This window comes from Opitutia bacterium KCR 482 (assembly GCA_029269845.2).
Taxonomy (GTDB): Bacteria; Verrucomicrobiota; Verrucomicrobiia; order Opitutales; family Intestinicryptomonadaceae; genus Merdousia.
The window spans coordinates 1,004,848-1,017,830 of the sequence record CP149973.1 but is presented as its reverse complement, the minus strand read 5'-3'; the positions used below and the strand labels follow the sequence as shown (position 1 = coordinate 1,017,830).

Sequence of the window (12,983 nt, the reverse complement as noted above, 5' to 3'; positions counted from 1 at the left end):
TTGCCGTTTTTTTTCGTGTAGCCTGTTTATTTTATTTTTTACAAAACAAGTAATTGAAAATGGGGCGGTTTTTTTGTAGAGTGTTGTTTTTAATATAGAATAACGCATATGGGAAGATTGTCATTAACACTGGTATTTTCTATAATTTCGCTTGCGGGGTCGTTCGCATTTGCCCAGAAGGTGAATCCCGACGACAACGCCGCGTTGGAGTCGAAGATTGAGCGTCTTTGGCAGGACAGTTCGAGGGCTTTTTATTCGCCGAAGTCCAACCTTTTCTACACGGCCCCTCTTGCGAGAATTCCGTCGCCCGCCGAGATTGCCGAGTTGAAGCCTTTGAAGAAAAACGGCATGACAAACTGGCATGGCGGCGGTTCGGGCATTGAAGACTGTTCCATGCTTGGCGGCATTGTCCTTGCGGGGCTTTGCGACCGCTACGAGGTCTTGAAAGACGCCGACTCAAAGGCTCGCGCCGCCGCCCTTTTCAAGGGGCTTGTCCTTGCGGCAACCGCCCACGGCGACGAGGGGTTTATCGCCCGCGGGGTGTCGCCCGACGACTGCAAGTCCGTCTACCCCGGCTCTTCTCGCGACCAGTACACGCACAGCATTCACGGCATGTGGCGTTATTACAGGTCTCCGATGTCGTCGTCCGCCGAGAAGGCGCAAATCAGGAAGATTTTTTCCGCCGTCGCCGACAAGATGACGCGCGAAGTCCGCGAAGACGGCAACCCCCCGTACTCGTTTAAATTCTACAAGGGCATGCCCGACGACCGCGGCGTCGGCAAAATGCTCGACGTCTATCCGCACGAGGCCGCGCGGCTTGCCATGTTCTACGCCGCCGCCTACGACGTTACGAAGAAGTCCGAATATTTCGAGCTTTACAGAAAGCACCTGCCCTACGCGCTGACGCGCACGGCGGAGCTTCCCCAAATGCCCGAAAAGAAAATGCGCTCCTATGTGCCCGCGTATTCGATTCTCCAAATGGAGGCGTCGCTCGAACTAATCTACGTTGTCGAAAAAAACAAAAAGCTCAAAAAGCAGGTCGGCGACCTCATGGACATGCTTGCCGAATTTGTCGAAAACTCTCCCGTGTTCGACCTTTCCAAGCGCAAGTACGCCCGCGACTGCGCCGAGGTCATAAACGGCCAGCTGCTTTCGCCGGGCTACAAGCTGACGCCCAAGCACGAGAAAATTTTGCGCGGCTGCATTGCGAGGGTTTCGGGCTCGCACGACAGCGGCAGTTCGTACACGCTCCTTGCCGCGTACTGGCGCGCGCGTTTGGAGGGCAAGCTCAATCCGTAGTTTTTCAAGTTTTTTTCGGGCCGCGCGGGCAATCTGCGCGGCTTTTTTTATTTGCGCATGCGGGAGAGTAGGCGCGTTGCGTTTGTCTGCCGCGCGGAAATTTTTTTGCGCCAAACGTCCGTCTGCGGGGCGCGGATTGGCGGTTTTGCGCGGCGGGGCTATCCGTCTGCGGGGCTATCCGTCGATGTCCCTGTCTTTGCGCTCGAATTCCGAGCCGAAGCTGATTGCCGACTTCCCGAATTTTTCGCGAATGTCGAAGAATGCGTCTTCGGCTTTTTCGTTTTTTTCGGAAAGCTCCTGCGGCGGTTCGAAGAGGTCGGCTTGGTAGGGCGCGTTCGCGTCCACAAGCCCCGACCCCGCTATTCCCAGCATGCGGATTGGCGATTTCAAATCCCAGTTTGTCGAGACAAGCCGCATGGCGGTTTCCGCGAGCGCGAGCCTCGAATTCGTCGGCTTGTCCACGGTGGTCTGGCGCGTCAGGCACGAGAAGTCCGCGCCCTTGATTGTCGCGTGAATAACCGTGCATTTCACGCCGTCGCGCTTCATGCGCCGCGCGACTTTTTCGGCGACGAGTTCGAGCCCCGCCCTGATGTCCGCCGCGCCGTCGAGGTCGCGCTTGAAAGTTATGGAGTTTCCCACCGACTTCGCTTCGTCGTCCTCTCCGTAAAACGCCACGGGCGAATTTTCCTCGCCCCGCGCCGCCTCCGACAGCGATTTTCCGTGCTTGCCGAAGCGGCGGATTAGGAAGTTTTCGTCGGCGTCGGCGAGGTCTCCGATGGTCTGTATTCCCATTCGGCGCAGGGTTTCCGCCGTCGAGCGGCCGACAAACAGCATGTCGCGGACGGGCAGTCCGCGGATAATCTGCGTTTGTCCGCGCCCGAAGAGGGTTGTTGCGTCTGGCTTTTTGTAGTCGCTGCCGAGCTTTGCGAAGACTTTGTTGAATGAAACGCCCACCGAAATCGTAAGTCCGAGTTCCGACTTCACCGTTTCGCGGAGCTTGTCGGCAATTTCGACGCCCGACCCGAAAAGCGAGAGCGAGCCGCTCACGTCGAGCCACGACTCGTCTATTCCGAACGGTTCCACCCTGTTCGTAAACCGCGAGTAGATTTCGTTCACCCTGCGCGAATACTCCGCGTATTTTTCGTGGTGCGGTTCGAGCAGAATGAGCTTGGGGCATTTTCTCTTTGCCTGAAAAATCGGCTCTCCCGTGCTTATGCCGTACTTTTTTGCCGCCTCGTTCTTCGCGAGAATTATGCCGTGCCTGATTCGCGGATTCCCCGACACCGCCATGGGCTTGTCGCCTATTTCGGGGTGGGCGAGGGCTTCGACGGACGCGTAGAATCCGTTGAGGTCGCAGTGTAGGATTGTCCTGTCGGCGGGCATGGTTTTCATATTCGGTATTTATGCGCTTGCGTCCACAAAAAATGGCCGAAAAAATTTTTTCGGAAATTTTTTACAAAAAAGTATTGACTTTTCTCAAATGTTTCTTTTGATTGCTCACATAATTTAAATCGAATTTCTCATGTGTGTTGGGTGTCGTCGGAGCTTCGGCTGCGGCGGCATCTTTTTTTGTGTTTTTCGGAACGCGCATGCTCCGAAACGCGGCGCAATGGCGCATTTAAAACTTGAAGTCGCGGCGGAATGGGGGCAGAATGACGCCGTATTTATTTATTTTACTATGGCAAAAGAAAAAAGAACGGCGATTGAGCCGACGCGCGCTCAGGACTATCCCGAATGGTATCAACAGGTAATCAAGGCGGCGGACTTGGCTGAAAACAGCCCCGTTCGCGGTTGCATGGTCATCAAACCGTGGGGGTACTCGCTTTGGGAAAACATGCAGCACGGCCTCGACAAAATGTTCAAGGACACGGGGCACACAAACGCGTACTTCCCGCTCTTCATTCCCGTAAGCTACCTCGAAAAGGAGGCGGAGCATGTCGAGGGCTTTGCCAAGGAATGCGCGGTTGTAACCCACTCGCGCCTCGAAGCGGGGCCCGACGGGAAGCTCGTTCCCGCCTCTCCGCTCGAAGAACCGCTCGTCGTCCGCCCGACTTCCGAAACAATCATCGGCGAAATGTATTCGCGCTGGGTTCAGTCCTACCGCGACCTCCCCATTTTGGTCAACCAGTGGGCGAACGTCGTAAGGTGGGAAATGCGCACGCGCCTTTTTCTCCGCACCGCCGAATTCCTCTGGCAGGAGGGGCACACCGCGCACGCCACGCGCGGGGAAGCGGAAATCGAGACAAAGAAAATGCTCCGCGTCTACGAAACTTTCGCGCAAGACTACATGGCGGTCCCCGTAATTTGCGGGCGCAAAACCGAGGGCGAGAAATTCCCCGGAGCTGTCGATACATATTGCATCGAGGCCATGATGCAGGACAGAAAGGCGTTGCAGGCGGGCACTTCCCACTTCTTGGGGCAGAATTTTGCGAAGTCGAGCAACATCAAATACCTCTCCGAGTCGGGCGCGCAGGAATACGCGTGGACGACAAGCTGGGGCGTCTCGACGCGCCTTATCGGCGGCATGGTCATGACGCACTCAGACGACGACGGGCTTGTTCTGCCGCCGAGGCTCGCGCCCCTGCATGTCGTGGTTCTCCCCGTTCTCCACAAGGAGGAGGAACGCGCCAACGTGCTCGCCTACTGCGACAGCCTCAAAAAGGAGCTTGAAGAAAAGACATTCTGCGGGCTTCCCGTCAAAGTCTCCGTCGACGCCCGAGACCTGCGCGGCGGCGAAAAAATGTGGGGCTGGGTCAAGAAGGGCGTTCCTCTCAGGGTCGAAGTCGGCCCGCGCGACATCGCGTCGGATTCGCTGTTCGTCGCCCGCCGCGATACGGGCGAGAAAAAGGCCATTGCACGCTCCGAGTTCGTCGGAACAATCGCCGAAATCTTGCAGTCGATACAGGACAACCTCTTCGCCCGCGCAAAGAAATACCGCGACGAAAACACCGTCGAAATTTCCTCGAAGGAGGACTTCTATGCGTACTTCACCCCGAAGAACGAAAAGAAGCCCGAAATCCACGGCGGCTTTGCCGTCGCCGAATACGACGGCAGCGAAGAGGTCGAGGACATGCTCAGAAAGGATTTGCGCGTGACCGTGCGCTGCATTCCGCTTGAAGGCGGCGAGCCGAAGGGCGGAAAGTGCATATTCACGGGGCGTCCCGCAAAATACCGCGCGATATTCGCAAAGTCCTACTAAGCGATTTTACTTGAACCAAGAATCCCTTAACCCTAACTTGAATTTTATGATAGACAAATTCGTATTCTCGTCCGAGTCGGTTGGCGAAGGCCACCCCGACAAAGTTGCCGACTATATCTCCGACAGCGTTCTCGACGCGTGTCTCGAACAGGACAAATTCAGCCGCGTCGCGTGCGAAACGCTCGTAAAGAGCAACTGCGTTGTCATCGCAGGCGAAATCACGACGAAGGCGAAGCTCGACTACGAGAAAATCGTCCGCAAGGCGATTGAGGAAATCGGCTACACGAACGACGACGACGTTTTCCACGCCGACAAAATCTTCCTCACAAACCTCCTTACCAAACAGTCGCCCGACATCGCGCAGGGCGTAGACGCCCGCAAGGCGAAGGGCAAGGAAACTGCGGAACAGGGCGCGGGCGACCAGGGCATCATGTTCGGCTACGCCACAAACGAAACGCCCGAATACATGCCCGCGGCGATTATGTTCGCCCACAGAATTTTGACGGAGCTTGCAAAACAGCGCAAGAGCGGCAAAGGCCCGAAATGGCTGCGCCCCGACTGCAAAAGCCAGGTCGCGGTTGCCTACGAAAACGGCAAGCCCGCGTACATCGAAAACGTCGTCGTTTCCACCCAGCACGCCGCGGGCGTAGACCACAAGACCATAAAAAACTACATTGTCGAAAAGGTCGTCAAAAAGGTTCTGCCCAAAAAGCTCCTCACAAAGAACACAAAGTTCCTCGTCAACCCGACGGGCAACTTCGTGGTCGGCGGGCCTCAGGGCGACTCCGGGCTTACGGGGCGCAAAATCATCGTAGACTCCTACGGCGGCTACGGACGCCACGGCGGCGGCGCGTTCTCCGGCAAAGACCCCAGCAAGGTCGACCGCTCTGCGGCGTACATGTGCCGCTGGGTCGCAAAGAACATCGTTGCGGCGAAGCTTGCCGACAAGTGCGAAATTCAGGTCGCGTACGCAATCGGCTATCCCCAGCCGCTTAGCATTGCAATAGACACTTTCGGCACGGGCAAAGTCCCCGAAGAGAAAATCGAAAAGGCCGTCCGCAAGGTGTTCAGCTTCAAACCCGCCGACATCGTAAAGCAGCTCGATTTGCTCCGCCCGATTTACAAGAAGACGACGAACTACGGGCACTTCACGAAGTCCGATTTGCCGTGGGAAAAGACCGATAAGGCGGACGCGCTCAAAGCCGCAGCCGCAAAATAGTTTCGGCTTTCCACCCGTTTTCGAAAATATTTGGGACAATGACGCGGCGTTATCGCCGCGCATTTTGTATTGAAACCTGCGCGGAAATTCACCGTATTTGCGGAAATTTCTGTGCTAAATGGCATGCCAACTGCAAAATTTTGCAAAATTTATGAAAGAACAGGAATATAAAATAGCAGACATCAACCTCGCGTCGTGGGGCAGAAAAGAGCTCGACATCGCCGAATACGAAATGCCGGGGCTTATCGCAATCCGCGAAAAGTACGCGCCCAAAAAGCCGCTCGACGGCGTGAGGATAAGCGGCTCGCTCCACATGACAATCCAGACGGCGGTTCTCATCGAAACGCTCAAAGCCCTCGGCGCGGACGTCCGCTGGGCAAGCTGCAACATCTTCTCCACGCAGGACCACGCTGCGGCGGCAATCGCGGCGGCGGGCGTTCCCGTCTTCGCTTGGAAGGGCGAAACCCTCGAAGAATATTGGGACTGCACCTACCGCGCCCTCACTTGGCCGAACGGCAAAGGCCCGCAGCTTATCGTAGACGACGGCGGCGACGCGACTTTGCTTATCCACCGCGGCTACGAGCTTGAAAACGGCGACAAGTGGGTTGACTCTCCCTCCGATTCGCACGAGGAGCAGGTAATCAAGGACCTCCTCAAACGCGTCTACGCGCAGGACAAAAACCACTGGCACAACGTCGTCGCCGAATTGAAGGGCGTCTCCGAAGAGACCACGACGGGCGTCCACCGCCTCTACCAGATGGTGGAGGACAAGCGGCTTCTCGTTCCCGCAATCAACGTTAACGACTCCGTAACGAAAAGCAAATTCGACAACATCTACGGCTGCCGCGAGTCTCTCGTAGACGGCATCAAACGCGCAACCGACGTGATGATTGCGGGCAAAGTCGCCCTCGTCTGCGGCTACGGCGACGTCGGCAAAGGTTGCGTTCAGGCGTTGAAGGGCTTGGGAGCTACGATTTTCGTCTCCGAAATAGACCCCATTTGCGCGCTCCAAGCGGCTATGGAGGGCTACCGCGTCGTAACCGTCGAAGACGCCCTGCCGCTCGCCGACATCTACGTAACCACCACCGGTAATTGCGACATCATCACAATCGACCACATGAAAAACATGAAGGATCAGGCGATACTCTGCAATATCGGGCACTTCGACAGCGAAATTCAGGTCGCGAAATTGCAGGCGTATCCGAACATCAAGCGGACGAACATCAAGCCGCAGGTGGACAAGTACACGTTCCCCGACGGACGCTCGATTTTCCTCCTTGCGGAGGGTCGCTTGGTAAACCTCGGTTGCGCCACGGGGCACCCGTCTTTTGTGATGAGCAACTCGTTCTCGAACCAGACGCTTGCGCAGATGGATTTGTGGGCGAACCGCGACAAGTACGAAAACAAAGTCTACATTCTGCCGAAGCGCTTGGACGAAGAAGTTGCAAGACTCCACTTGGAAAAGCTCGGCGCAAAGCTGACGAAGCTTACGCAAAAGCAGGCGGACTACATCGGCGTCTCCGTAGACGGGCCATATAAACCCTCTCACTATCGCTATTAGACGGCGCGTGAAAGCACTTCCCTAAGGGCGTTTCCCTGTGCACCCAGACCGCTCGCGTACGAAAGTACGCCACGCGCCCTGCGTGCACAGGAAAGCCACCCTTATGAAAGCACTTTGACGCGCCTAAATAGTGAGTGCTGGCGCACGAAGTTTTTTAGGTTGCGTTGGGATAAAAGTGGGGTTGTTGGGTTTGCGAGCCGACTTTTGTTTGCGGATTGCTCGCGTACGAAAGTACGCCACGCACCCCGCAAGCGCGTGAAAGCCACCGCCTGAACGGCACTCTAACGCGCCTAATATTACAGCGCGGAGCGCGGAAGATTTTTAGAGTGCTCTGGGAGAAAAGTTGAGTGAAGCGGTAAGCGGAGAATCCGTGTTTGGGGATTCCCGCTTTTTTTTATCCGCGCAAAGCGCGTCTATTTTTATTTGTTTCTTTTCAAAATATTGCATTTTCCAAACGCCAGTAATTGCCGCAGGCAATTCGGACTAATCCAGAAAAGGCGCGGGTATACCCGCGCCGAATAATAACAGAAGGAACGAAGTTCCGTTGCCGTGCAGGCTGCAGCCTGCCGAAGCTCCGTAGGGAGGCGCACCTTGCGCCCGCGGCTCGCGCCCAGCCTTGGGGGAGTGGGTGTAGAATTTCGCAACGCGAAATCCACCCCTGGGGGCGCAAGCCCCCAAGTTTCGGGTGGCGCGACTCGCGCACTTTTTTTTCTTGTGTTTGGGTTGGGGTTTTGTTTTGGTTGTTTTTAGCTCCTCAGACGTTTGAGGGGGGGTATTATTATTACAAATCACATCACATATTATATGGGAAGAACAAGAATCAGGAATGTAGGGTCGGTACTGGCGGCGTTTGCGTTTGTATCGGCGGTATCGTCTTTGAATGCGGCGTGGGCGCCTGTCGGCGGCCAGCTTATGACGAAGTGGGGACGGAATATCGACGTAAACAACGTATTGCCGGAGTATCCGCGTCCGCAGATGGAGCGTTCGGAATGGAAGAACCTCAACGGCCTTTGGCGTTATGCAATCACGCCGATAGACGCCGAATGCGCAAAGTTCGACGGCGAAATCCTCGTGCCGTTTGCGGTAGAGTCGGCGTTGTCGGGTGTGGGCAAAAAGTTCACGGCTTCCGATGCCCTTTGGTATGAGCGCGACTTCGAGCTTCCCGCGTCGTGGAGCGGCAAAAACGTGCTTCTGAATTTCGGCGCGGTGGACCACTCCTGCGATGTGTGGGTAAACGGCGAACACGTCGGCTCGCATTCGGGCGGCTACACGCCGTTTTCGCTCGACATCACAAAGGCGTTGAAGTCGGGCAAAAACATTCTGCGCGTGAAGGTTGTCGACCCGACCGACGACATGGAAAAATGCTTCCAGCCGCGCGGCAAGCAGTCGCTCAATCCGAAGGGCTGTTTCTACACGGCCGTTAGCGGCATTTGGCAGACGGTGTGGCTCGAACCTGTCGGCGCAAAGCATGTGGCGTCGGTGAAATACACGCCCGACGTAGACAAGTCGCGCATGGCGGTTGAAGTTTTCGCGCCCGCGGGCACGGAGTTTGTCGCCGAGCTTTCCGACGGCGGAAAGACCGTCGCAACCGCAAAGGCGGCGGCGAACGCAAAGGCGTATTTCGAAATCAAAAATCCCAAGTTGTGGTCGCCCGACTCTCCGCACCTCTACGGTACAAAGGTAAAGCTTTTCGACGCGGGCAAGCAGGTTGACGAAGTTTCGGGATATGCCGCAATGCGCAAAGTTTCGCGCCAGTCGCTGACGAAAGACGAGCACCCGAAGCGTTCGAAGGACGTAATGACGCTCAACGGCAAGCCCGTCTACAACTTCGGCCCGCTCGACCAGGGCTGGTGGCCCGACGGCCTCTACACCGCGCCGTCCGACGAAGCCCTGAAATACGACATCGAAAAGACCAAGGCGTGGGGCTTCAACATGATTCGCAAGCACATCAAGGTTGAACCCGCCCGATGGTACTACCACTGCGACAGGCTCGGCATTCTCGTTTGGCAGGACATGCCCTGCGGCAAGGACGGCAACGTCCGCACTCCGTGGGCGTTCGCGCGATACCTCGAAAAGGACACGGGCGAATTTTCGCAAAAGGCGTTCGACACGTTCATGAAGGAATATCGGGAAATGATAGATTTTCTCTGGTCAAGCCCGTCTGTCGTGTTCTGGGTTCCGTTCAACGAGGGCTGGGGGCAGATGAACACCGCGCAGGTCGCCGACTGGACGAAAAAGTACGACCCGACCCGCCTTGTCAACGCCGCAAGCGGCGGAAACTTCATCGGCAACAAGGGCGACATGACCGACGTCCACAGCTACCCGCACCCGCGCATGCTCATGCTCGAATGCCAGAAAATCAACGCAATCGGCGAGTACGGCGGCTTGGGCTACGTTGTGGAAAACCACACTTGGACAAAGCGCAAATCTTGGGGATACAGCAATTTTAAAAGCACCGCCGAAATGATGGACAAGTATTGCGAATTTATCGACATGCTTGTTGACATGCGCAAGTTCGGAATCACCGCGGCGGTCTACACGCAGACAACGGACGTCGAAAACGAGACGAACGGCATTATGACCTACGACCGCGAGGTCGTGAAGTTCGACGAAAAACGCCTGCGCGAGGCGAACCTCAAACTGATAGATTCGGTAAAATAGCGGCTTTGCCCGTTCCGATAAATTCGGCTTTGCAAAAAAACAAAAACGCTCCGAACCCGCAACGGCTCGAAGCGTTTTTTTTGCGGCAGGTCTTGCTATTTCGACGAGAGCTTCATCAGCAGAACGTCTCCCGATTTCAGCGGGAATGTTTTTGTCTTGAAGCGTCCGAGCTTTTTGCCCGCGAGCGCGTCTTCGACGTCGGCTTCCGTTTTGAGCGAAACGGTGTGGTCGCCGTCTTTTGTTGCGTACACAAGCAGGTAGCCGCCGTTTGCAAACGCCACCGCCTCGTTGTCAACAAAGCTGTGGACGCCGCAGATTTTTGCTATTGCGCGGCACACTTCGGGCGAAAGCTGGGTCGGGCCGATGTATATCTGCGGGCGTTTGCCGCTCGTGCGCAGCACCATTGCGGGCTTGCCGTTGGGATATTTTGCGAGCACCCTGTCGCCTGCGGCGGGAATCGGCGCAAAGAGCGGGTTTAATTTAAGGTCGAAGCCGAATTTCGGAATGCCGAGCTTTTTGCCGTCTTCGGTCGGAATCGCGAGGGCGGGGGTGTCGCCGACAGGCTCGACGTCGAAGCCCGTCGCTTCGGCGATTGCGGCAGTCGAAAATTCGCCCGCGTCCAAATCCACATAGCCCGCGTTCCAGATGAACACGCACGACGTGTGTTCGGCCGAGGCGCGGAGGGCGAGTCGCTGTTTTTTCGTCAGCGCGTACGCCCCGCCGATGTAGTGAAGCTTGGGCTTTGCGCGCCCGAACGCTACGTCGTCGAACAGGTACTGCCCGAATGGCGTGCCCGTGGGAGCTACGAACTTGTTGACGTGGTAGACCGACTGCGCGCAGGTTCGCGCCGAGCTTGGCTTGCCCGCGACCGTGCAGAGCGACGTTTCGTCGTACGAGATTGCCGTTTCGGGCGCGAAGGGCGTCGGGTTGTCGAGAAAGTGTTTTTCGATTTTTTCGAACCGGTCGAAGACGCCCCAGAGCTGGCGGTCGAGAAACCAGCCGCAGCCGAACAAGTCCATCCACCACGACGCGATGTTGCGCAGTGTCTGGTTTGCCATGTTGCGCTGCATTACCTTCACGCTTTCGGCGCGGCTTTTTTGCAGGGGGTCGAGCACATAGGGCGGCGAGCCCGATTTCGGGGCGAGCCATGTGCGGTTGTCGTCTTCGTCGAGCCAGATTTTGCCCGCAAGCAGGACCGACTCCGCCGCGCTCACGGTGCGCTTCAAGCCGCCGAGCTGGCGTTCGGTGTAGGCGATGGGCGCGGTGAAAATGTCGATGTCGGGAGAGGCGAGCAGCTTTTTGAAGCCGTAGTGCCCCGAATACGCGGGGCCGTTCGGGACCGTCGAAAAGCCGATTCCGTAGCCGTAGAAAATCACCGACAGCCTTTTTGCGGGAGCGGTCTGGCGGATTGTGCGGGCGGCAAGCAGAATGAAGTCTGTCATTTCGTCTTGCAGGAATATGTTGAAGTCGAACGCGGCGCGGCGCGTTTTAAGGTCGAGCAGCGCGCACTCCGCGCCGAAACGCTCCTCCTTTGAGGGAACTGCCGCCGTTTCAATCGAGGCGTCCGCGTTGTTCCACGCCTTTCTGAGCGCGGCGTCGGTGCGGTATTTTTTTGCAAGCCACTTGCGCCACGCTTTGAGCGTCGCCTTGTCGTAGCCGTGGAAGCCCTTTTCGTAGCTTCCGCCGTAGAACCATTCGCTCGAATTGCCGCCCGACGGGTGGTAGCCCGCGATGTTGTCGGGATAGCGTTTTTCGACATACTCTACGAATTTCCGCGCCGCCTCCATTGCGTCGCGGCGGTATGCTTCGGAGGAGGGCGTGGGGAAGCGCACGTGCATGCGCTCTATGAGCGTGCCGTCGGGCGAGCGCATGAGGTCGTCGGGGTGGGCGTCGAGCCATTCGTTCGGCGGTTCGAAGCCGAGCCTTACGATTATTCTGACGTCGGGGTTCGCCGCGATTGCCGCTTGGAAGCGTTCGTCGGCGACTTTTCGGTAGAGGGGCGAGTCGCTCCAAAAGGCGGGCATGCCGAACGAGACGAAATCTATTCCGCGCTCTTTTGCGAACTTCTCCTGCGACATGAAAGTTTCGGCGGTGTTTGAGGCGAGCTTTTCGCCCCCGTCGAACAGCGAAATTTCGCAGCGTCCGCGCTTGTCTGTTGCGACTTTTACCGAAAGCTCGTACTCGCGCCCCTTTGTGGTTTTGAGCGCGGGCGGCAGAAAATTGAGCCGTTCGATGTCGTGTATAACCGACTGGTTGCGTTTGAGCGACATGTCTACCGATTCTTTCTCTATCACGAGCTTCCCGTTCTCGTGCCTTGCGGAAAACGGCGGCTTGGGATATTTTTTCGGGTCGGGCGGGTTTTGCGAAATTCCCTCGCGCAGGTCGCGCCACGCTTCGAGGGCTTTGACTGTCCAGTTCGAGCCGATTTTGGCGTCGGGCGCGGAGAAGTCGTAGGCGTCGGAGATTTGCCCCGATTGCAGGTCGGCGAGCTTCATCTCGGAAATTTCGATTTTTCCGATTGCCGCGCCGAAATTCAGCGAGACTTGGGTTTCGCCGCCCGCGGCTGTGAATTTTATCTTCACGGTTTTGGGGGCGCTTTCGCTTTCGTCGAAATGCGTTCCGGGAACGTTCCCGTAGAACATTCGCGCGCGCACGGGCTTGCCGTCTACGCAGATTCGTGGAATCGAGCCGAAGGTTTCGACGGTGTAGTCGGCACTTCGGCAGAGGCTTGCGGCTGTCAACGCCAGCAAAAGAGTCAGTCCGTATTTTGGCTTCATTTATATAGAGTAGAGGGAAATTTTTAGGTTTGCGTCCATTGAATTTGTTCGAACGCGCCGATGCAAGAATATACGGAGAGCCGATTTGACAAAACGCGCGGATTTTATTGTTGTTTTGACATAAGCGGGAATTTCGGCGGTAAATCGCGGTGGATAAAAAATAAATAAAAAATTTTGTTGATTTTGTCGCAGGGGAGGGTAAAGTATGCGCCTTTTAAATCAACGGCTTACTGTCGAATCGTAAAAAGACGCCGAGCCTGAGGTTTT

7 protein-coding genes are annotated in these 12,983 nt (G+C 56.5%); 5 read left to right on the top strand and 2 right to left on the bottom strand.

Annotated features, from left to right (window positions below):
* Positions 1–108 precede the first annotated feature (108 nt).
* Complete coding sequence (locus P3B99_004195; protein ID WYJ08324.1) at positions 109–1,299, top strand: hypothetical protein; 1,191 nt, start codon at positions 109–111, stop codon at positions 1,297–1,299.
* 174 nt (positions 1,300–1,473) lie between these two features.
* Here the strand turns inward: P3B99_004195 and dinB are convergent, their stop codons facing one another.
* Entirely contained in the window at positions 1,474–2,691 is a 1,218-nt protein-coding gene (gene dinB / locus P3B99_004190; GenBank protein WYJ08323.1) for a DNA polymerase IV, read from the bottom strand.
* A gap of 286 nt (positions 2,692–2,977) precedes the next feature.
* Here dinB and proS point away from each other — a divergent pair, with 286 nt between their 5' ends.
* The 4 genes from proS (at position 2,978) to P3B99_004170 (ending at position 9,939) form a co-directional block, all read left to right on the top strand.
* Positions 2,978–4,498, top strand: coding sequence for a proline--tRNA ligase (gene proS / locus P3B99_004185; GenBank protein ID WYJ08322.1), 1,521 nt, complete (start codon positions 2,978–2,980; stop codon positions 4,496–4,498).
* Positions 4,499–4,544: 46 nt separating this feature from the next.
* Positions 4,545–5,717, top strand: a complete 1,173-nt coding sequence (gene metK, locus P3B99_004180; GenBank protein ID WYJ08321.1) for a methionine adenosyltransferase — start codon at positions 4,545–4,547, stop codon at positions 5,715–5,717.
* Positions 5,718–5,868: 151 nt separating this feature from the next.
* Positions 5,869–7,278 carry an adenosylhomocysteinase gene (ahcY, locus tag P3B99_004175; protein WYJ08320.1) on the top strand — a complete coding sequence of 470 codons (1,410 nt, stop codon included), beginning with the start codon at positions 5,869–5,871 and terminating at the stop codon, positions 7,276–7,278.
* 804 nt (positions 7,279–8,082) lie between these two features.
* Complete coding sequence (locus tag P3B99_004170; protein WYJ08319.1) at positions 8,083–9,939, top strand: sugar-binding domain-containing protein; 1,857 nt, start codon at positions 8,083–8,085, stop codon at positions 9,937–9,939.
* 95 nt (positions 9,940–10,034) lie between these two features.
* Here P3B99_004170 and P3B99_004165 read toward each other — a convergent pair whose 3' ends face one another.
* Positions 10,035–12,716 carry a beta-galactosidase gene (locus P3B99_004165; GenBank protein WYJ08318.1) on the bottom strand — a complete coding sequence of 894 codons (2,682 nt, stop codon included), beginning with the start codon at positions 12,714–12,716 and terminating at the stop codon, positions 10,035–10,037.
* Between the last annotated feature and the right edge of the window lie 267 nt (positions 12,717–12,983).

Coding starts and splice junctions, on each gene's coding strand:
- P3B99_004170 (WYJ08319.1), top strand. CDS start 8,083: ATGGGAAGAACAAGAATCAGGAATGTAGGGTCGGTACTGGCGGCGTTT.
- proS (WYJ08322.1), top strand. CDS start 2,978: ATGGCAAAAGAAAAAAGAACGGCGATTGAGCCGACGCGCGCTCAGGAC.
- ahcY (WYJ08320.1), top strand. CDS start 5,869: ATGAAAGAACAGGAATATAAAATAGCAGACATCAACCTCGCGTCGTGG.
- P3B99_004165 (WYJ08318.1), bottom strand. CDS start 12,716: ATGAAGCCAAAATACGGACTGACTCTTTTGCTGGCGTTGACAGCCGCA.
- dinB (WYJ08323.1), bottom strand. CDS start 2,691: ATGAAAACCATGCCCGCCGACAGGACAATCCTACACTGCGACCTCAAC.
- metK (WYJ08321.1), top strand. CDS start 4,545: ATGATAGACAAATTCGTATTCTCGTCCGAGTCGGTTGGCGAAGGCCAC.
- P3B99_004195 (WYJ08324.1), top strand. CDS start 109: ATGGGAAGATTGTCATTAACACTGGTATTTTCTATAATTTCGCTTGCG.